The sequence below is a fragment of the Larkinella terrae genome, assembly GCF_009668025.1.
Lineage (GTDB): Bacteria > Bacteroidota > Bacteroidia > Cytophagales > Spirosomataceae > Larkinella > Larkinella terrae.
In genome coordinates, this window is the sequence record NZ_WJXZ01000014.1 from 1809433 (window position 1) to 1830592 (window position 21160).

The following is a 21160-nucleotide window of genomic DNA, read 5'->3' on the forward strand; positions in this document are numbered from 1 at the left end:
GGTTTACGGTTTTCAGGTTACGGTGGATGGCGCAAGTCTCAACCTGGATACGTCAGCCTCCATAAATGATAAACCATGAACCGTATACTTTTCATCTGTTTTCCAGCGTCGAAATTAACGCATTGATGGGTGATTTCAGTGACTTCCGGACTTGCTGGTAGTACAAAACTTTGGGCGGTTTTATGTAAAAACACGGGTAATTTCGGTACGTTTCATTCTGATTATCAAGCAGTCGCTGCCGGTACAGTTCAAAAAGTGGAACAACATCCGGGCGATCTTCAAACGTAAACCGGTTTTGATACTTGGATATTTCCTGCGGTTTGTGAACGCCGTAGCCGCTGTAATGAAAGAACTGCAAATCCGAGGTTTCATTCACTTTCCATATCCCGTTCTGTTCCGAAAAATGCCGTTCGTGCAGGTTCCAGTAGGCGGTGTTGTAACCGGGATGTTTCTCAATCCAGACCTTGTCATAGTAAATCGGCGCAAAATTGACCCAGTGCTGATCGACGAACAAACCGTTGCAGAGATCGATGCGGCATTCGTTGACCAACCGTTTTTTCCACCATTGAACAAACCGGTTGGACTCTTCCGTTTTTTGCAAACCGATGAAACCCAGATTGAACGTCCCGGTATTCAGGTGATTCAACTCATTGGGAATCAGCCAGTCGTTGATGGGTTGACAAATGTGGGGCGTTACCACCAGGTTGTATTCGCCCAGATGCTGTTTCAGGCGCGTCAACGGCTGAAAAACGATAATGTCCGGGTCAAAATAAATAACTTCAGTCGCTTCGGGTCGGTGTTTGAAAAAATAGTCGATGTAAAACGGTTTGACGGCGGTGTTCAACTCCGTAATGTCGTACCGGTTGCACATGCCGGCAAAATCCTCGATCTCGATCTGATCGACTTCCAGCATTGGATAGTCGGGCAGGAGCGAGGCTGGCAGGTTGGCCTGATCCAATTTATCGACCAGACCGATCACGTAGTGCCAGTCGGGGTTGGTTTGCCGCAGCGAATCACCCAGTGTTCGGGCCTGCGCCAGGTAATTGATCGAGCAAATGGTGAATGCTAAGGTCATGCCGCTGATTTTGAATAAGTAAAATACCGTTTTAACTGGTTGATCGGTTTTTCGATCAAAAACCAGGACAACGAAGAAAGAAGAATCAGCAGGATAAAACTGGCAATCCGGTGAATCCAGGGGTCTTGGAGGGAAATGGGCGAAAACCGGCTCAGTTTGTTGAGAACCGGCCCGGTGATGTACCCCGAAACCACCATGTGGTAAAGGTAAATACCGTAGCTTATTTTGCCCATAAAAATCAAGGCCGGGTTTGTCAGAATCCGTCCGGCCATACCGCGAAAACCCAGGGTCGCGTGCACGATAAAATACAGGGATAAAACGGACAAAATGGTTCGCTGGTAAATACGGAAAAAGCTGGTGTACGGCTGCGTGATCAGGTAAGCAAAGCAAACGAGCGCGAGCAGCGTGGCCCACAGCAGTTGCTTCCTGAAAACCGGGATGGTTTCGGGCTGCTCCTCCACAATGTAGCTCCAGAGCGCGCCGATGCCAAATGAATCGAGGCAGGTGAGGGTCATCACGCCCTGCGAATTGCCGTTCAGCGCCCACCAGATGCGCGTTCCCAATCCCAGAATAATCGTAAAAATGATGACCGAGCGCAACTGCGTACGGGGTGTCAGTAAAATAACCGTCGGCCAGAAGAGGTAGAATTGTTCTTCAACCGACAGCGACCACAGGGGCGAAAGCAGGTCACCCCAGTTGCCGGTTTGGTGCAGCAGAATGTTGTAGCCGTAGAGGTAATAATACAGCGGAAACTTGCTGATGTCGGACGTTTCGGGCAGCGTGAAATAAATAACCGTCAGAAACAGGTAGTAGATCGGGAAGATGCGAAGGGCGCGTCGGACGATGAAGTTTTTGTAAACCGCAGTCTGCGTGTTCTTTCCGGCCAGAATCTGGTTGCGGTTTTTAATCAGAATTTGGGTGATCAGAAAACCGCTGAGGACAAAAAAAAGGGTGACGCCGATGGACCCGTTCGGTAATTTATTGATCAGGGCTTCCTGCGGAAACCAGTGGAAAATCAACACGAACGTGACGGCAAACGCCCGTAACGCATCCAATTGGGGCAAATGACCGGCGGGTTTACTCAAACTCATATCAGGTTGTTGTTGCGGTCAATTGGTCGACAATTGACAGAAAAGAGTCCATGCTTTGTTCGGAAGAATGCCGTTGGATGACTTTCCGCCGAAGTTCCTGCCCCATAGCCCGGCGCATTGCTTTGTCGTCGATCAGCGTGGCGATTCGGTCGGCCATCGCCACCGTATCGAGGTAAGGAACCACAAAACCGCCATCCGTTTCCACCAGTTCCGGGGCTCCTCCGGCGCGTTCGAAACACACCACGGGCGTTTCGCTCAGGGCCGCTTCCAGCACCACCAGCGGATAGGGATCTTCGCGTGAACAGAGTGCAAATATATCAAAACGAGTCGTATACCGGAACACTTCGGGCGTGGGTTCGATCAGCAGCACCCGATCACTCAGCCCGGCTTTTTTCAAATCCAGTTCAAGGTCTTCGGACAAACTGTTGTGGGGCATGCCAACCCAGACAAAATAAACCGGCAAATCCGAAAACCGGTCGATTACCTGCCGGGCGATGACGTTGAACAGATCGTTGCCCTTGCGCCACTCGGCATTTCCGCAGCCCCCGACGATGATGGCATTTTCGGGAATACCATGTTTCGCCAGCACATCCGGCAGCTGCCTGGCGTGTTCGATTTTCTGAAGAAGACTCGGAATATCAATGAGTTGGAAGGTGCTGATCTGCGACGCGTCAAAACCAAAGGTTTCCTCATAATACCGGGCCACGGCTTTTGAAACCGCGATCAGATGGTCGGTATGCTCCATCATAAACCGCAGCGTGTCGGGCCGGGTGTACATCCGGACGGCCATTTCCAGTTCGTGAACAAACAGAATAACCGGTAACGTCCTGACCAGTTCATAAATCGGGCGGTAGCCTTTGGAACTCGTGACGGTGTTGACCATTACCAGGCCGATGTCCTGCGACCGGAGCTCGTCTTCGAACGCCTGCCAGCGCCGTTGTTCTTCGCGCCGGTGCAGCCATTGACCAATCCGCAGCAGGTACAGCAGTTTGTCGATCCGGCGGCCAAACAGGCGGTTGACGGGCTGGGGCCACAGGGAAACGGAAGTTAGTTGGCGGTATTCATTCTCCAGCGGACCACTGTCGCAGAGCAGCAAATGCGCGGGAATGTTCCGCTGCTTCAGCATCTGGAGCATCTGCAACAACACCAACTGAGCACCCGCGCGGTTGGCGTCGTGGCCGATGAGCAATATCTTTTTCAATACACTTTATGGCTTGGAATCGGTCTTTTTTCGGCGGGGTTGCCCATGTAAACGCCCCAAGGTTCGGTGGCTTTGGTGACGGATGCCGACATGGCCACCAGCGTTCCCTCGGCAATGTGCAGGTAATCCCGGATGGTGCTGTTTACCCCGAAAAAGCAATAGGATTCGATGACGCAATGGCCGGACAGGACGACGTGGGACGTAAAAAAGACGTGGTCTTTGATCTGCCCGTGGTGACCGATGTGGTTCCCGCTCCACAAAACGACGTTGTTGCCGATGGTGGTAAAGGGCTGGATGGTGTTATCTTCCAGAATGAAGCAGTTTTCGCCGATCTGGTTGTTGAATAGGGTCGCTTTGGAGCTGATGTAGGAGATAAACCCGTAGCCTTTGGCTTTGGCTTCCAGGTAGATTTTCTCCCGGTTTTTGTTCATTTTCCGGCCGGTCATGGGCGCGAAGAATTTGAATTCCTGCGGAGGGAAAATCGTTTCCACGTCTTCGAACGCAACCACTGGCAAACCTTTGAATTCCGTTTCTTTCAGAAATTCGCGGTTGACGGTAAAAGCCACCACCTCGTCGGCGGAGTCGTGAGTGAGGTAGTAATGAGCCAGTTCGGCGGTGTCCAGCACGCCAAAAATGATAACTTTTGCCATAGAAAGAGTTAATTTTGAATGAGTGAATGAGCGATTGAGTGAATAACCTGACGGGAGCCATTTTTTGCGGAGCTATTCACTCATTCGCTCATTCACTCATTCACTCATTCAAAATTAAACCAATTCAAATTCGTCCAGCATTTTTTGAACGTCTGGAACATCGTTGAACATCAGCACGTCGGCGATGGAAAGCCAGGGCACGAATTCATTCTGAAACTGTGGATAGTCCACACGCCTGGATTGAATAAAAAACAGCTCGATGCCTTCGTCTGCAAACCGCTGGCGATCATACAGTTCCTGACCGCCGATGGGATTGATGTACCGGTTGGCTTTCTCGCGATGGCAAATGTCCAGAATGCGTTCCTGTGCTTTTAAGCTGTCGTTTCCGTACACCGTTGACGATGGAATAATCTCGGTCTGAATGTCAAGGTAGGCATTCAGCAACGTCAAACTTCCGCCAATCAATTCGGCAATCGTCCGGGCCTCCAAGTTTACAATTTTTTCCAGCAATGGATAGACCGTTGTATAAAAAGGCGCTTTTCGGTACGATTGTTCAATTGTTTTCAGCAATTTCTGCCGCCATTTCGGATCATCGCCCAATTCAACGTCGCAGATGCGCTTGTTCTGGCTGGCGTCTTTCAGCGGAATCGTAAATAAATGCTCCTTTCCGTTCACCAAAAGCCGGTTTCGGTTGATCCAGCCGCGGTTGATGAAGGCAACGTCGTCGTAAATAATAAACTTATCGACCGCCTTCACCAGTTGTAAATAACCAATGTAAGGCAGGAAATAAGGCTGCATGATGGCAATGGTCATAGCGAAACCGTCCTACTTCAATTTGCGTAAATAATAATCCTCTCCGCGCACGATCACTTCCTTCATGGTCGTGTCGGTCCCCAGCCGGATGTCGCCCGGTTGCGGTTTGATAACATTTTTCGAGAAAAAGAGATAATCCGTTCCTTTCGGGATGGGCTGAACGCCTTTTTCGAACGGATTGATCGGAATGAGTCGGCGGCTCAGGTTTTTCCCGTACAACGGATACTCAAAATCGTCGTTGATGGTGCCTAAAGCAACCGTTGCGTTTTCCGGTACCAACTTGTCGAATCGCTCGTAAGGCACGTAACTGTCGGGCCGGAACATCATCTGGAAATACATCCGTTCCGTATTGAATGCCGACGGACGACCGTAGGCTGGAAAGGGCAGACAGCGCTCGTTCAGAAAAACCGCAAACAAGGCTGATAGACAGCCGACTCCGACGACAACTCCCACGTAGGCTTTCAGAATGACCCGCCCCGGTTTGGCTAAATTCAGCCAGCGGTTTGTAAACAGCAGGGACAAAAACAGCGAACCCATCAACCCGGTTTCGATGAAATACCGCCCTTTGAACGGATCGTATGGCGCGGAATAGGAGAGGGCAAGAAAGTGTAAAGCGAAGGCCAGTGCCAGAAAGAAATGCGCGCGTGACTGTAAAACCCCAATCAACGTCAGAAAAACCAGCGGTAAAATCAGGGCAAAACCAATGGCGCCCCAATACGGATTCGCGTTGTAAAAGACGAACTTCCGGCTGAATTCGAAGGGCAAAATGGAAAAATCAGTTTCCTCGTCCAGCCGCAGTTTGGCGACTTCTTCCAGTTTGACCAGCGGTTTTCGCATGATTTGATTCAGGTCGAGGCCCCACTGCGTGTTGCGCAATCCGTCCAGATTGATGTGGTCATACCCGTACCGGATGACGTTGCGCGTGCCCTGCTCCAGCAGGTTGGGTAATGAACCTGCCCGCTCGACCGACTGGTGTTTGAGAGCGGTTGGCGGCCCAATCGGGTGGCCAAACACCTGAATGTTTCTCAAGTAACCGGTGGGCAGCATGAACAGGCAGACGCCAACGATGATGGCGGGCGTCAGGTGCTTCAGGCGATTGAAAAAGACCGGCAGGCTCGGCGACCAGAAAACCGTGTAGACCATCACCATAAAAACCGATGGCAGCAACAGCGTAAAAGTGACTTTATGGCCGTAGGCAATGCCGAACGCCATGCCGGTCAGGTACAGATACCGGACGTCGCGGGTTTCGGAATAGGCAAACAGAAAGTAAAGGACGCTGCCCAGATAAGCCGTCAGGACAATATCGGTTTCGGTCGAAATGGCCTGCATTAAAAAATCAGGAAGTAGTGCATAACACAAAGCCGCAAAAAAACCGGCTGTCAGGCTCTTGCTCAGGAACCGCGAAATGCCAAAAACCGCTACGATTGCCATCCAGTACGACAGATGGTGAATCAGTTTGAAGGCGCTTTCGAAGCGGCCGGAGATCAGAAACGAATAAATCTGGATGGTGCAGACACTTTTGGGATAGGTGTCCATGTTCCAGTTGGTGCCGCCAAAATGCCGCATGGTGCCGCGCTGGATGTACTGCATGACGCGGTTCAGGTGGCCGGTCATGCTGTCCCACTCGTTCGGTGGCGTAAATAAAATCAGCAGCAGATTGGTGACGGCAATGACGCCCAGGGTTGCCAGCAGGATGGTAAAAAGAAGTCGGAAATACGTGGTGAGCGACTTGTACCAATCGCCAAATTCAAGCCGTTTTTCCCAAATCAGGCGGTTGACCGACCAATGCCGCTGATCCACCAGTTTTCCGAAAACCAGTCGGAAGAGGGTTGCCGTGACAAAAACCGAAACCGCCCAGGTCGGGGTGCTGGCCGTCAGCCGGAAATATGAAAGGCAAAAACCGGTCAGAATGATGCTGCCCGCAAATAGAATGAAGGAAACCAAAAGCCATTCGGGCAACGACCGCCGACTGATACCGGTTGCCGTATTGCCGATGTATAACACGAACAGGACAAACGTAAGCAGGTAGAAGAAAGTCATTGGTTGTGGATGGCGTTGATTTTTAAATGATGAATGATGGACGATGAATGATGAAGCAAGAGTTATTTAATTTATCATTCATCGTCCATCATTCATCATTCAGTTTACGTGTTGATTGACGACCTTACAGATAGTGTCAATGATTTCAATTTCCAGATCGGGATACATCGGCAGGCAGAGCACGCGGAGCGCAATGTCTTCCGAAACCGGGCAGGGCTGGTAATTTTTCAGAAAGGGCAGTTTGTTCAGGGACGGGTAAAAATACCGCCGGGGGAAAATATCCAGGGTTTCCAGTTCGGCTTTAACAGCCAGCAGCTTTTCTTCCGTTTCAAAAACGACCGGATAATAGGCGTAGTTATAATCCACCCCCGGCCGCAGGTTTGGGCGTTCGAGTTTCGACAGATCGAGTTGGGTATCATACAGGCCAAACCGGTATTTCCGGGCCGCGATCAGATCCGGAACGCGGGGCAGGTTGCAGAGCCCCATAGCTGCGTGGATTTCCGAATTTTTACCATTGATGCCAAAGTCGAAATATTCATCGAACCGGTGGCCAAAGCTCCGGTACTGGCTCAGCTTTTCGGCTACCACCGGGTCTTTACAGGTCACCAGACCACCTTCGACGGTGTGAAAAACCTTAGTCGCATGGAAACTACAGGTGCTGATGTCGCCGTACGAAAGCGCCGACTGCCCGTTGTAAACCGTGCCGAACGTATGCGCACCGTCGTAGATCACTTTCAGCTTGTGTTTCTGGGCGATGGCTTCGATTTCTTCCACCCGACACATGTTGCCGTATACGTGCGTAGCCAGAATGGCTTCGGTGTCTTCCGTGATCAGCCGTTCGATTTTGGCCGGATCGATGGTGAAATCATCGGGCAGAATATCGGCAAAAACCGGGGTACAGCTTTCCCAGAGAATGACGTTGGAACTGGCGCAGTAGGAGAAGGGCGTGGTGATGATCTCTTTGGTCAGCCCCAATGCCTTGATCGCCATCTGCAAAACAATGGTTCCATTGCTGCAATACAGCAGATTTTCAATTCCCAGGTAGTTTTTCAGGTCCTTTTCAAGTTGTCGAACGAGCGGACCGTTGTTGGTCAGGTAGACGCGTTCCCAGATTCCCTCCAGATACTTGACGTATTCTTCGAGGGGAGGCAGGTACGATTTTGTGATGTTAATCATTCAGAATGTTTTCTTCCATCATTTCGGTATGGAACGTGAGTTGCGGCCGAACAAAACCCGGCCATTTGCCATACCAGGCCACACCATCGCGGTAATCGGCAACGTCAAAGATAACCCCTTCTTCCATATTGTACAGGACAGTCACGGTATCTTTTACAATCATCATGGAAACATTGTAGGTACCATCGTTCAGGAAGTGGCCCGGAATCAGGCATTCACCCGAAATCAAGCCTTTCGCAAAGGGTTGGGAGAGCGTGCCGACGTTGAAAATACATTCGCCGGTCATCGAATACAGGTGCAGACTCAGATTCAGGTTCGCCCGATCCATCATGTTCCAGTACTCAAACCGGATGCGGAACGGTGTGCGAACGTCAATAAAAATCTGATTGTCGACGTATTCGGGGATAATTTCGATCTTTTTGACCCGAACCAGATCATTCCCGGGCGCTTCCTCGGGCGTACTCCATTCGCGGAGGAGCTTGGTTTTGGAAATCTTGCTCAGGTACGAAGCCACCACCTGATTGGTTTCGCCCTGTTCAATCAACCGACCGCGTTCGAAGAACAACGTCCGGTTGCAGAGCGCCTGAACGGCGGTCATGTTGTGGCTAACGAACAAAATGGTCCGACCGCTGGTCGAAACATCCCGCATTTTGCCCAGGCTTTTTTTCTGGAATTCGGCGTCACCAACGGCCAGAACCTCATCGATAATCAGAATTTCGGGATCGAGGTGGGCGGCAATGGCGAAACCGAGCCGCACGTACATTCCGGAAGAATACCGCTTCACGGGCGTGTCCAGAAACTTTTCGATGCCGCCAAAGTCGACGATCGCATCGAACTGCCGACGGACTTCTTCGCGCGTCATTCCGAGAATGGCACCATTCAGATAGATATTCTCGCGACCGGTCAGTTCCGGGTGAAAACCGGTTCCTACTTCCAGCAAACTGGCAATCCGACCCTTGATATGAATCCGTCCGGTGGTTGGCTCGGTAATTTTGCTGAGAACCTTCAGCAAGGTTGATTTACCGGCTCCATTGTGCCCGACAATACCGATCCGGTCACCCTGTTCAACGGAAAAATTGACATCCTTCAGCGCCCAGAAATCCTCATGTTCGATATGTTCGTGCTCCGGGTTGGAGCCCTTTTTGCCGTTAAAAACCTTTCTTAGCTGCTCGGACAATGCATCCTTGATGGAGCTTTTACCCTTGCCTTTTTTATGGTCGATGATGTATCGTTTGCTAATATCTTCTGCTGTGATGACCGCCATAGTTTACTGAGTTGCCAGTTGTAAGTTGGTTGCTTTCAGTGTACTGTAAAGTAAAGTAATATTTTCTGCCCGTAACTAACCGCTACCCAACAACTTATTTTATATATCATCTACAAAAGAGTTTTCCCGTTTCCGGAAAAAAGCGAGTGAGATAAAAAGAAACAAGCCAATGATCACGACGGAATTGATCACGCTTTTGGGATTAAAAAAAGCGTTTTCGCCCAGTAATGACCACTTAAAGCCATCAATTATTCCCACCATCGGGTTGATGTAGTAAATGGGGTGCCACCATTCGCCTGCGTTTTCTTCAACCAGCCGACTGCTGTAGGCAATCGGGCAGGCGTAAAAACCGATCTGAACGATAAACGGAATGAGTTGACCAATGTCCCGAAACCGGACGTTCAACACTGCAAAGATAAGACCAAATGCAAAGGAAGCCAGCAGTGCCAGTATTATAAAGAACGGCAGAAACAGAATGTGCCAATCGGGCCAGAACTGGTACCAGATGGTTAAAACAAAAAACAGTCCCAGGGCCACCAGAAAGTCAATAAAACTGACGATGGAGGAACTGAGCGGCATAATAAGCCGTGGGAAATAGACCTTCGTGACCAGGTTGGAGTTGGCCGTAATGCTGGTGCTGATCTGGGTGAAAGCGTTCGCAAAAAAGGTCCAGATGGTCAAACCCGCCAGAATCATCAGCGGATACGGAATGCCGGGATCACCCTTAAGTTTGGCTACCTTGCTGAATACAAAGAACATAATCAGCATCGTAATCAGCGGACGGATCAGGCTCCACGACGTACCCAGTACGGTCTGTTTGTAGCGTACTGAGATGTCGCGCATCGATAAAATATACAGCAACTCCCGATTTCTCCACAGATCACGCCAGTAATTCTTTTCAGACCGGCCTGGTTCAATAACCACCTCGTGTGTTTTCACAAACTTTCTCTAGTATTTACGTTTAATTAATAATTAACAATGAATAATGAACGGGAAGCGTAAGCTTGTCTATTGTTCATTATTCATTGCTAATTGTTCATTAATCTAGCTCTGCATGATGCTTTGGTACGTCTGTTTCAGGAAGACGAACACCAGCCCGAGCATCAGTCCGAGAACAATTCCGGCCTGCATGGCGTACGGCTCGTGCGATTCCTTGTACAGGGGAAGCGATACCGGTTCTACAATCGTAAACAGCGGAGCTTCTTTGATCAGGCTCAGCCGCAGGTTATCGACGCTCTGAACCGCCGAGTAGTACAACTGCTGGAGGAACGTGGAATTTCGCGTTAATTTTGACTGCTGCAATTGCCCTTCTGCCACCACAATTTGCTGGTTCTGGTCAATGTAGCGGGCCAGATTGGCGTCGTTTTGTCCCAGCAGGCGTCCCAGTGAATCCCGACGGGCTTTCATCAGCGTATACATCTCGCTGGTTTTCTGGGTTTGCTTTTCCGTGTAATCTTCCTGTACGGTTTCGAGCAGGATATTCACCCAGGCAGCCGCCAGCGGCTCCGAGTGTAAACCGGTTTTCAGGGTCAGGAACGATGATTTCCGGTCGAGCTGGGCGATCGTCGTTTCGCTCTTGATCCGCGTAAAAACACCGTCCAGGGCTTTCATTTCCAGTCGGGTAAAATCTTTCATCTTTTTCCCCCGAACAAACCGGAAGTTCCGGAGTGTGTCGTCTTTTTCCCACTCATCTTCCTGAATACCACTGTGGTTAATGTAGTAGTTGATCATCAGGTCTTTGTGGTTGGCCGTTGTATCGACTTCCCTCAGCAAAGAACGGGTGATGATGGGCTTGGACACCACGTAATACAGGAAGTTTTCGCCCGTAAAAATGTTGGCATCCGGGGCGCCACCGCCCATCCCGAACATGCTGGCAATGTTGCCCAGCTCGCCCATGCCGCTCTGGCCCGAACTACCGCCGAGGTTGAACGTGATCCAGGCCGTATAGGTGGGGCGCTTATCCAGATTTAAATCGATGAAAAAGCCGACAACTGCACCAATCACCATGAAAGCCGCAATCAGTTTCCAACTCCGGATTAACTGGTTTTTGAACAGAATGGCCCGGTTAACCACTTCCTTCGGCGATATCTGATCGGGTGGAAGCTGATTTTTGTCTGTGTTTCTTGAATCGATAGTTTCCATACTAACAAATTACCGTGATTATCTGGCTAAGGCCCGTAGAGCTACCAGAGTGGTTACTAAACCAATAATTGAGCCAGCGATACCGGTGGTACTCTGAATGACTTGCAGCGGAGTAAGCTCTCCACGGGTTTGTTGAGGCACAATAACCTCGGAACCCGGTTCTACGCGCGGGTAAATGTTGAAGAACGCAAACCGGCGGGTCCGGTCAGCCGAACCGTTGGCGTAAACCACGTAAGCTCTTTTCCGGGCCGAACGGCTGGTGAAACCTCCGGCCTGTGAAATATAATCCTGGAAAGACTGCCCTTTCCGGAATTTCGCCGTTGTCGGCAGCAGAACTTCGCCACTCACACGCACCGTTTCGAGTTGCTTCGGAATCCGCAAAATGTCACCTTCCTGCAAAATCATATCTTCTGACGAGCCCGGATTGTTAATGATTTTCCGCAGGCTGATTCCGATGAGCTGCTGCGTATCCTGCGACGTAGCGTCCTGTTTTACAACGGCTTTCGGGCTATCGTCGGCCAGCTCGGTAATGGTTTGCTGACGCATTTTCATTTCAGCTTCGCTGATCTGGATTGTTCTCACCAGGGTTGCTCCCTCCACATAGGCGTAGGGAGATAAACCGCCCGCCATTTTGACCAGGTCTGAAATGCGCTGATCTTTGGTGATGATGGGGTATTCGCCCGGAATCAATACCTCGCCGTCTACATTAACGAAGGTCTGCTCCTGATAATTGGGTGACCGGCGTACAATAACCTGATCGTAGGGAAACAACGCAAACTTGCTATCGGTTGCTTTGATGCTCAGATCACGGTCGACGTTGAATCGGTAGATCTCCGAAACCTGTGCCGATTTGGAGGTAACATCCACGTCTTTTTTCCGACGTACCACCTCGATTTGCGCGGCTGCGGCCGATTCTTTCAGACCACCCGCCCGCAAAATCAGGTCTTCGAGCGTCATATTGGACACGTACGGCGTTGCCGGAATGGGCGTGATCACTTCACCAACAATGCTGATTTCGGCAAATTCGGCCATGTCGAACCGGGAAGGAATAATCACCTGGTCTTCGCGTTTCAACTCGATATCCGGTGCCTTTCCGTTGAGAATGTCGGCCAAATTTAAGGAGATATTTTCGATTGCCATGTCCTCGCGGGTGCGGACGATCTGAATCCGGCCCGTGAAAGCTTCGCCTTTGATACCTTCGGCGCTGGTAATCAGTTGCTTCAGGGTTTTATTCTGATCGAGCGAATAAACACCCGGCCGGAAAACCGCCCCCTGAATACCAACCTGGTTTTCGTAACGGGCCAGTACGGATTCCACCACAACCTGATCACCGTCCTCGGTGGCAAAGGTCGGGAAATCGGCCTGAAGCACGTCGATTACTTTCAATTCCCGATTTGTAAACCGGGTCACTTTGATCCGGGCTTTGTAGGCATTGCTCGTAAAACCGCCCGCCAGTTCCAGCAGTCGGCTCATCGGCTCACCTGGCAACATTTCGAAGATGTTATTCCGCCGGGTTGCTCCGTTAATTTCGACGTGCGACTTGAAGGTAGTAAAACGGATGTTGTCGTTATCCTGCAGGCGAATGTCATTCCGTTGAATCCCGGTCGTCAGGAAGTCGTATAAGTCAATGGATGCGACCACCCGGTTACTGCGGATGACCTGTACATTCCGGAACGAACCGATCTCGCTCGGACCACCCGCCTGATAAATGACGTTCATGGCCGTTGAAAGCGACGAAACGGTGAAGGTTCCGGGGCGGATAGCCTCGCCGGTAACCGTTACCCGAATGCTCCGAATGTCGCCCAGCGTAATTACCATGTACGTATTGGCGGCACCGTATGGTCCACTCTTTAATCCGACGTAAATTTTAGCCAGTCGGTCCTGAATCCGGGTTTTAGCCTGTTCGATCGTCAAGCCAGATACGTGGATCGGCCCCACGCGGGGGATGTAAATAAAACCGTCGGGGTTAACCGTGGTCGGGTAAGTGGCTTCTGAAAAACCGTAGATGTTGATATTCAGCTCATCGTTCGGCCCAACCACGTAGCCTTTCGGCGTCGCAATATTGACATTGGGTTGAAAAGCTCCGCCGTTGGCCGGATCGTTAAACAATTGGTAGCCGAACAATTTCCGGCGCTGGGCCGCCAGTTCACGCTCCCGCAGAAGTTCCTGTTCGGTTTTTTCCTGACCGCTGTCCAGTTCTTCCAGAGGCTGATCGGCAGCATTGGCACTTTTGCCGTCGGCTCCGGTGGTCTGGCCCTGTTGATTCGTGGTTCCGGTTCCCTGCCCGGTCTGACCGGCTTGGGTCCGGCCGCCCTGCTGGGTCGTGTTTCCGGTTCCCTGACCGGTTTGTCCGTTCTGGGAGCGTGTTCCCTGTTGTTGTGGTGTGGTGGTCGTGCCCGGCTGTTGGGTGCGGGGCGCATTGGTTTGACCCGGTACCTGACCGGCCGGTGCCTGGCTCTGGGTAGGTCGGGGCACTCCGGCAGGAAGGGTTGCGGGGGCCGAGGTAGGCGCCGAAGGTGCCTGAATGACCTGAGCAGCGGCATTTATGCCGGTAGAAACCAGCAATACACCGAGAATACTTTTACGAAAAAACCGCATCGAAGAGTAGGCGAAAAAATTTGAGGAAAAAGAGTGTAAATGTGGAGTTTTTTGCATATTTTTAAGAAAGTATACGGCCGTACTCCGGCATTCGATCTCATTTGTTTTTGATTACCTTTCGTAGTAAATCGTGTATTGCCGTAATTTGACGCACTTTGCGCTACAAAGTAAACGAACTTTTGCTACATTCTAAACATTTTCTTTTTAAAGAGTAAAATTTCATATTTTGCGAACATTCGACGACCGGCCAAAGGCAGATTTATGCTTAAAAAACCGCTTCTTCCGATGTTTTTCCGACCGAAAACCAGTTAATAAATTATATGGCAGATAGTAATGACGTTCAATACACGGAGGACAGCATCCGTTCGCTCGACTGGCGGGAGCACATCCGCCTGCGCCCCGGAATGTATATCGGAAAACTGGGCGATGGATCGGCGGCTGATGATGGCATCTATGTATTGATCAAGGAAGTAGTAGACAACTGTATTGATGAACACGTGATGGGCAACGGGAAGCTCATCGATATTAAAGTGTCCGACCACCGCGTGGAAGTGCGCGACTACGGCCGGGGCATTCCCCTCGGAAAAGTGGTCGATGTAGTTTCCAAAATCAACACTGGCGGTAAGTATGATTCGGGTGCGTTTCAGAAATCCGTCGGTCTGAATGGTGTCGGTACGAAAGCCGTCAACGCCTTGTCCACGCTGTTTCGGGTTCAGTCTTTCCGGGAAGGAAAAACCGTCTGGGCCGAATTTGAGCGGGGAATTCTGATCCGTCAGGGTGAAGATACCACCAATCAGCGCAACGGGACCCTCGTGGTTTTCGAACCGGATAATACGGTTTTCAAGAATTTCCACTTCATTCCGCAGTTTCTGGAGAATATGATCTGGAATTACTGCTACCTCAATGCAGGTCTAACCATTAATTTCAACGGCCAGAAGTTTGTCTCCCAAAACGGTCTGCTCGATCTGCTGCGGAACAAAACCGACGAAGAAGCGCTGCGGTACCCCATTATTCACCTTAAGGGTCCGGATATTGAAATTGCGCTGACCCACGGCAACCAGTACGGCGAAGAATATTATTCCTTTGTCAATGGTCAGTACACCACGCAGGGCGGTACTCACCTGGCAGCTCTGCGCGAAGCCTTTGTGAAAACCATTCGCGAATATTTCAAGAAGGAGTACGACGCTTCGGATATTCGGGCGTCGATTATTGCCGCCATCAGCATCCGGGTTCAGGAACCGGTTTTTGAATCCCAGACCAAAACCAAGCTGGGGTCGATCAATATGGCTCCCGATTCCAACAGCACGACGGTTCGCTCGTTTGTGATTGACTTTGTCAAAAACCAGTTGGACGACTTCCTGCACATGAACACCGAAACCCGGGAAGCCCTCAAGAAGCGGATTGAACAATCGGAACGGGAACGGAAGGAACTGGCCGGGATTAAAAAGCTGGCGAACGAACGGGCAAAAAAAGCCAATCTTCATAATAAAAAGCTGCGCGATTGCCGGGCGCACCTGCCCGACCTCAAATCCGACGACCGCTACAGCACGACCCTGTTCATTACGGAAGGCGACTCGGCCAGCGGTTCGATCACCAAGTCCCGGAATGTGCAAAACCAGGCGGTTTTCAGTCTGCGCGGAAAACCGCTGAACTGTTTCGGTCTGACCAAGAAAGTCGTGTACGAAAACGAAGAGTTCAATTTGCTGCAACATGCCCTCGATATTGAAGACGGTCTGGAGGGCCTTCGGTATAACCGCATCGTGGTAGCAACCGACGCCGATGTCGACGGCATGCACATCCGGCTGTTGCTGATGACTTTTTTTCTGCAATTTTTTCCGGATTTGGTCCGAAATGGGCACCTTTACATCCTCGAAACCCCGCTGTTCCGTGTCCGCAATCCGAAAAACCACAAGGAAACGACGTATTGTTACTCGGAAGAGGAAAAACAGCAGGCTACGAATAAATTTCTCAAGAGCGGTAAAAAAGTAGAAATAACGCGCTTTAAAGGATTGGGCGAGATTTCACCGGATGAGTTCGGTTTGTTCATTGGCGATAACATGCGACTGGAGCCGGTCATCATGGAGAAAGAAACCTCCGTTCCGAAATTGCTCAGTTATTACATGGGAAAAAATACGCCCGACCGCCAGCGTTTTATCATCGACAACCTCCGCATCGAAAAAGACATGGAGGAAGTCGCATTGGTTCTGGATTAAGAATGAATAATTAACAATGAACAATGAACAATGAATAGTGAAAGCATCGGTCCTTCATTATTCATTGCTCATTGTTCATTATTCATTAAAGTATGACCCTCGAATCCCTCCGTACCCAAATCGATTCCATCGACAATCAGATGCTGACTTTGCTGAACCAACGCATGGAAGTGGTGCGGCAAGTTGGCGAATTAAAGAAATCCAGTAAATCGGTCATTTACCGGCCCGAGCGCGAAAAGCAGATTCTGGATCGGTTGCACGAACTCAATAGCGGTTTGATGACACCGGCCGCCATCGATGCGATTTACCTGGAAATTTTTGCGGTTTCCCGCAATCTGGAAATGCCGGAACGCGTGGCGTATCTGGGGCCGGAAGGTAGTTTTACCCACCAGGCTGCCGAAAGCCGGTTTGGGGCCATGAGCGACTACATTGCGTTGCCCAACATTCGCTCGGTTTTCGAAAGTGTGGAAACCGGTCGGTCGCGGTTTGGCGTCGTGCCGATTGAAAACAATCAGGAGGGCGTTGTCAATGAGACAATTGACCTGCTTTACGAGAAAGACCTGCTCATTGCGGCCGAAGCCCAGATTCCGGTTCATTTCACGTTTGCCACCCAAACGGATGTGTTGAGCGAGATTACGCACATTTATTCCAAAGACATTGCTTTTGGGCAGTGCAGCAAGTTTTTACGGGATTATTTCGACGGTTTGTCCGCGGAACTGGTGCCGGTTGAATCCACTTCGAAAGCGGCAAAAATGGCGGCACAACAACCCAAGTCGGCGGCCATTTGCTCCAATATTGCCTCTAAATTATTCGGCGTCCCGGTTTTATTCGATAACATCGAAGACACCGACCTGAACCGGACCCGGTTTTTGGTTCTGGCCAAAGATTTCGAAAATCAGAAAAGCGGTCAGGACAAAACCACTATTGTTGCCCGGCTGCCAGACACGAACAAACCGGGCGTACTGGCGCAGTTTCTGCAGGAGTTCGACGCCCGAAACATCAACTTGACCAAAATCGAAAGTCGACCTCTCCGCGATGGGGCGACTTTCCGATACTGGTTTCTTATCGAATTTGAAGGCCACGCCAACGATCCCGGCGTTCAGGAAATCCTGCAACACCATGCTGCCGACGTCAAATGGCTGGGAAGTTACGTAAGGTCGCTGGGGTGATTTTATGAAAAGAATGATGAATCATGGATGATGAGCGATGAATTAAGACCATTCAATTTTAATTCATCGTCCATCATCCATAATTCATCATTCTTTTCACATCTTCAGGATTTCCCGGCACCGTTCGACATCCAGTTGCATCTGATCGACCAGGGTCGCCAGCCCTTCAAACTTCAGTTCCGGGCGGAGGTATTCGATAAACCGCACCGTCAGATGTTCGCCGTAGATTTCCTGGTTGAAGTCAAAAATATAAACTTCGATGGTCCGGTGTGTACCGCCCACGGTTGGCCGCGTGCCGATGCTCATGGCGCCCCCCAGTTTCTGCCCCTTGTAAATGACTTCCGTGGCATAAATACCGTTGGAAGGAACGAGTTTAACCGGATCATCGACCTGAATGTTGGCAGTCGGAAAACCGATGGTTCGGCCCAGTTGCTGACCTTTCACGATGGTCCCACTTAGGCTGTAGGGGCGACCCAGAAATTTGGTAGCGGTTTTTAAGTCACCCTCCAGCAAGGCCGTCCGGATTTTGGACGAACTTACTCCGACGTCTTCCACATCCTGACGCGGAATTTCTTCAATCTCAAAACCGTATTCGTGCGCGTGCTGCTGCAAATAGTCGAAACTGCCTTCCCGGTTTCGGCCAAAATGATGATCGTAGCCAATGACAAGTTTTTTGGTGCCGATTTTATCGACCAGAATTTGCTGAATAAATTCTGCCGACGACAGTTCCGAAAACGATCGGGTGAATGGGATCACCACCAGGTTGTCGACGCCCGCAGCGGCCAGTAACTCAGTTTTTTCCTCCAGCGTCGAGAGCAGTTTCAGATCCTGACTGTCGTTGGAAACCACCGTACGTGGGTGTGGCCAGAACGTGAGCACCACGGTTTCTCCGCCCGCATTTGAAGCGTCACCCCGGCGGGCGATTTCGGTCAGCCGGGTTAAAATTTTCTGGTGACCCAGGTGAACTCCGTCGAACGTGCCGCTGGTAACAACGGCGTAGGGAATGGATTGAAACGTATCGGTTCCGTGGTAAATCTTCATGAATGTAATGGCTCAACAGGGCGGTTTTTGCTGATAAACCCGTCGATCGTTTCGGCATCTTCGATTCGAAAATCGCCAATGCGGGTTCGGCGAAGAGTTTTTAGGTAAGCCCCATTTTGCAACAATAGCCCTAAATCGCGCACTAAACTACGGATGTATGTTCCTTTTGAGCAAACAATCCGGAAATCAATTTCAGGAAATCGTTCTGAATGGACCTCAAAGGTAGAAACCGTAATGGTACGCGATTTAATTCCCCCCTCCACTTTATCGGCGGTTTCGCCCCGGCGCGCTTTTTCATAAAGCCGCTCACCATTGACCCGAACGGCGGAGTAAATGGGCGGAATCTGGTCGATGACGCCGGTGAGTTGGGCTACCGCAGCCTGAATGGCGTCGGGCGTAATGGCGGAAATATCATATTCCGCATCGAATTCGGTTTCCAGATCGACCGAAGGCGTGGTTTTTCCGAGCACCAGTGTGCCGGTGTATTCTTTTTCCTGAGCCTGGTAACTGTCAATTTGCTTGGTCATTTTACCCGTGCAGAGAATCAGCAAACCCGTCGCCAGCGGATCGAGCGTTCCGGCATGACCGATTTTCTTGAACTTGCAGGCAAATTTGAGCTTTTTGACAACGTCGAACGACGTCCAGGTAAGCGGTTTATCAATGAGGATCAGTTGTCCCTCTTCCATGACTTTGATCACCGTAATCATAGTCTCAGACGATGTCCAGTTTCACGCCAGCCGCGATCAAACCCAGCAGCAGCAATCCGAGGGCTATGCGGTAATAGCCGAACAGTTTAAAACCGTATTTGGTCAGAAATCCGACGAAACTCCGGATGGCCAGCAAGCCGACGATGAACGCGATGAGGTTGCCCAGCAGCAGAATCTGGATGTCGTCGGATTGGATGGTTTTGTACGTTTTCAGCAGTTTGTAACCCGTAGCGGCCGCCATCGTGGGAACGGCGAGAAAAAACGAAAATTCAGCGGCCTGTTTGCGTGTAAGTCCTTGAGTCATACCGCCAATGATGGTTGCGGCTGACCGGGAAACGCCCGGAATCATGGCAATGCACTGAAAAAAACCAATTTTTAGCGCTTCAGGGAAGGTGACGTCGTAATCGCGGGGAATTTCCTTGAATGTCCGATCGATGTAAATCAGCAGAATACCGCCCAGCAGCAACGTAACGGCCACAACGGTTACGTTTTCCAGCAGCGAATCGATGAAATCATTCAGCAAAAAACCGATAACGGCGGCTGGCAGGAAGGCGACAAATAGCTTGAAATAGAAGTCGGTGGTTTGGAGAAACCGGCGCCGATAGAGCACCAGAACCGAAATAATACAGCCAAACTGAATATTTACAGTATAGAGTTTAGTAAACTCCGATTTACTAATTCCGACCAGTGACGAATAGATAATCATGTGACCCGTCGACGAAACCGGCAAAAACTCAGTCAATCCTTCAATAATGGCAAGGATGATCGCGTGGAGAAAACTCATTGATTCGTTGGTCGGCGCAAAATGGCAAAAAATTCAAGAACAAAACCGCCGATGACAATGAGCGGGCCAACGGTAAGCCCCAGCGCACCGAAGCCAAATTCTTCCGTATCGAGGCTCATCACAATGAAGCCAAGCAGAATGACGACTACGCCAATGGTCATCAGGGTATAGTTGGCGCGTCCGAAGGGTAATTTATTCATCTACTTTGTGAATGGTTGAGTGGTTAAAACAGGGTTGAAACAGGAAACGAGTGCGTGGCCGTTGGCCCTTTCAACCGATTAATATAAGTCATCCAGTGACAATCGTAAATACCGGTGTACGGCCTGAAACGTACTGATCAGTCCAATAATTATACCGAGAATGACGACCCCACCCAATAAATAAACAATTTTTTCGGGCTCCTGCAAGGCCGCCAGACCGTCGATATTGCGCAGGGCGAGCTGCAGCAAAATCATCAGGAGCGTTGCGGCAATCAAACCGCTCAGCAATCCCTGAATCATCCCGCGACGCAGAAAAGGCAGTTGAATAAAACCGTTTGTTGCCCCGACCAGTTGCATACTCCGGATGAGCAGCCGCTGCGAATAGAGTGCCAGGCGGATGGTATTGTTCATTAAAACGATGATAATCACCAGCATGATGACGGCAAAAACCGACATGATGATGTAAATCTTGGTGATGTTTTTATTGATTTCGTCGACGATATTTTCCTGATAAATGACTTCAAAAACGCCGTTGACGCTTTCCAGATCGGCTTTAACTTCCTGCAGACGGGCTTCCTGAAAATAATCTTCCTGTAACTTGATGCGGTAGCTGTCGCGGAGCGGATTTTCGTTCAGGAAATTGGAAAAATTCTCTTTGGTGTCAGCCATGAACTCCTTGGCAGCCACGTCTTTGCTGACAAAAGTAACCTGCGGAGTGGTGCCGTTGTAAAGCACGTACGGTTTTTTAGTGATTTCTGCTTGCAGTTTCCCGAGTTTGCCCGAATCCAGATCCTTGTCCAGAAAGACCCGAACTTCATTGTTTTCGCGAATGTACCGCACTAACTTTTTAGATTGGAGCACCAGCATTCCGCAAAATCCGATTAAAAACAAAGCCGAAGTCAGGCTGAAAAGAATCATCCCGCTCGGATAGGCACCCACTCTCTTTTTTGAAGCCATATAAAACTTGGGTTGGGTCGTGTTAGCTTCCCATTGCAA

18 protein-coding genes are annotated in these 21160 nt (G+C 50.3%); 2 read left to right on the forward strand and 16 right to left on the reverse strand.

Translation table 11 applies throughout. The features are described 5' to 3' along the window. Nucleotides 1-91: 91 nt before the first annotated feature. From GJJ30_RS29125 to GJJ30_RS29175, 11 genes are all read right to left on the reverse strand, one after another. Nucleotides 92-1075 carry a glycosyltransferase family protein gene (locus GJJ30_RS29125; RefSeq protein ID WP_154178668.1) on the reverse strand — a complete coding sequence of 328 codons (984 nt, stop codon included), beginning with the start codon at nucleotides 1073-1075 and terminating at the stop codon, nucleotides 92-94. Beyond that, nucleotides 1072-2166: an acyltransferase family protein gene (locus GJJ30_RS29130; RefSeq protein ID WP_229313488.1), complete on the reverse strand. Its 1095-nt coding sequence runs from the start codon at nucleotides 2164-2166 to the stop codon at nucleotides 1072-1074. The genes GJJ30_RS29125 and GJJ30_RS29130 overlap by 4 nt, the downstream gene beginning before the upstream one ends. A 1-nt stretch (nucleotide 2167) precedes the next feature. Beyond that, a complete protein-coding gene (locus GJJ30_RS29135; RefSeq protein ID WP_154178669.1) occupies nucleotides 2168-3367 on the reverse strand; it encodes a glycosyltransferase family 4 protein in 1200 nt (399 codons plus the stop codon). Next, nucleotides 3364-4017, reverse strand: a complete 654-nt coding sequence (locus tag GJJ30_RS29140; RefSeq protein WP_154178670.1) for an acetyltransferase — start codon at nucleotides 4015-4017, stop codon at nucleotides 3364-3366. Before GJJ30_RS29140 ends, GJJ30_RS29135 begins: the two co-directional genes overlap by 4 nt. Nucleotides 4018-4131: 114 nt before the next feature. Then, nucleotides 4132-4830 (reverse strand): WbqC family protein, encoded by a 699-nt coding sequence (locus GJJ30_RS29145; protein ID WP_154178671.1) that lies wholly within the window; start codon nucleotides 4828-4830, stop codon nucleotides 4132-4134. 12 nt (nucleotides 4831-4842) lie between these two features. Beyond that, complete coding sequence (locus tag GJJ30_RS29150) at nucleotides 4843-6870, reverse strand: ArnT family glycosyltransferase (RefSeq protein WP_154178672.1); 2028 nt, start codon at nucleotides 6868-6870, stop codon at nucleotides 4843-4845. Nucleotides 6871-6969: 99 nt separating this feature from the next. Continuing rightward, nucleotides 6970-8046, reverse strand: a complete 1077-nt coding sequence (locus GJJ30_RS29155) for a DegT/DnrJ/EryC1/StrS family aminotransferase (RefSeq protein ID WP_154178673.1) — start codon at nucleotides 8044-8046, stop codon at nucleotides 6970-6972. Continuing rightward, nucleotides 8039-9310: an ABC transporter ATP-binding protein gene (locus GJJ30_RS29160; RefSeq protein ID WP_154178674.1), complete on the reverse strand. Its 1272-nt coding sequence runs from the start codon at nucleotides 9308-9310 to the stop codon at nucleotides 8039-8041. Before GJJ30_RS29160 ends, GJJ30_RS29155 begins: the two co-directional genes overlap by 8 nt. A 99-nt stretch (nucleotides 9311-9409) precedes the next feature. Next, nucleotides 9410-10249 (reverse strand): ABC transporter permease, encoded by an 840-nt coding sequence (locus tag GJJ30_RS29165; RefSeq protein ID WP_310588415.1) that lies wholly within the window; start codon nucleotides 10247-10249, stop codon nucleotides 9410-9412. Nucleotides 10250-10354: 105 nt separating this feature from the next. After that, entirely contained in the window at nucleotides 10355-11452 is a 1098-nt protein-coding gene (locus GJJ30_RS29170; RefSeq protein WP_154178675.1) for a hypothetical protein, read from the reverse strand. Between the two features lie 18 nt (nucleotides 11453-11470). Further along, nucleotides 11471-14050: a polysaccharide biosynthesis/export family protein gene (locus GJJ30_RS29175; protein WP_229313490.1), complete on the reverse strand. Its 2580-nt coding sequence runs from the start codon at nucleotides 14048-14050 to the stop codon at nucleotides 11471-11473. 320 nt (nucleotides 14051-14370) lie between these two features. Between GJJ30_RS29175 and GJJ30_RS29180 the strand changes: the two genes are divergently transcribed. Further along, the gene (locus GJJ30_RS29180) at nucleotides 14371-16263 is read left to right on the forward strand and encodes a DNA topoisomerase IV subunit B (protein WP_154178677.1); all 1893 of its coding nucleotides are present in this window, start codon (nucleotides 14371-14373) and stop codon (nucleotides 16261-16263) included. 92 nt (nucleotides 16264-16355) lie between these two features. After that, the gene (pheA, locus tag GJJ30_RS29185; RefSeq protein ID WP_154178678.1) at nucleotides 16356-17432 is read left to right on the forward strand and encodes a prephenate dehydratase; all 1077 of its coding nucleotides are present in this window, start codon (nucleotides 16356-16358) and stop codon (nucleotides 17430-17432) included. Between the two features lie 96 nt (nucleotides 17433-17528). Here the strand turns inward: pheA and GJJ30_RS29190 are convergent, their stop codons facing one another. From GJJ30_RS29190 to GJJ30_RS29210, 5 genes are all read right to left on the reverse strand, one after another. Next, nucleotides 17529-18473 (reverse strand): bifunctional riboflavin kinase/FAD synthetase, encoded by a 945-nt coding sequence (locus GJJ30_RS29190; RefSeq protein WP_154178679.1) that lies wholly within the window; start codon nucleotides 18471-18473, stop codon nucleotides 17529-17531. Next, the gene (gene truB / locus GJJ30_RS29195; RefSeq protein ID WP_154178680.1) at nucleotides 18470-19180 is read right to left on the reverse strand and encodes a tRNA pseudouridine(55) synthase TruB; all 711 of its coding nucleotides are present in this window, start codon (nucleotides 19178-19180) and stop codon (nucleotides 18470-18472) included. The genes GJJ30_RS29190 and truB overlap by 4 nt, the downstream gene beginning before the upstream one ends. Nucleotides 19181-19184: 4 nt before the next feature. Continuing rightward, nucleotides 19185-19964: an undecaprenyl-diphosphate phosphatase gene (locus tag GJJ30_RS29200; protein ID WP_154178681.1), complete on the reverse strand. Its 780-nt coding sequence runs from the start codon at nucleotides 19962-19964 to the stop codon at nucleotides 19185-19187. Then, nucleotides 19961-20164: a DUF3098 domain-containing protein gene (locus GJJ30_RS29205; protein ID WP_154178682.1), complete on the reverse strand. Its 204-nt coding sequence runs from the start codon at nucleotides 20162-20164 to the stop codon at nucleotides 19961-19963. Before GJJ30_RS29205 ends, GJJ30_RS29200 begins: the two co-directional genes overlap by 4 nt. Nucleotides 20165-20242: 78 nt before the next feature. Next, nucleotides 20243-21121, reverse strand: a complete 879-nt coding sequence (locus tag GJJ30_RS29210; RefSeq protein ID WP_154178683.1) for a cell division protein FtsX — start codon at nucleotides 21119-21121, stop codon at nucleotides 20243-20245. Between the last annotated feature and the right edge of the window lie 39 nt (nucleotides 21122-21160).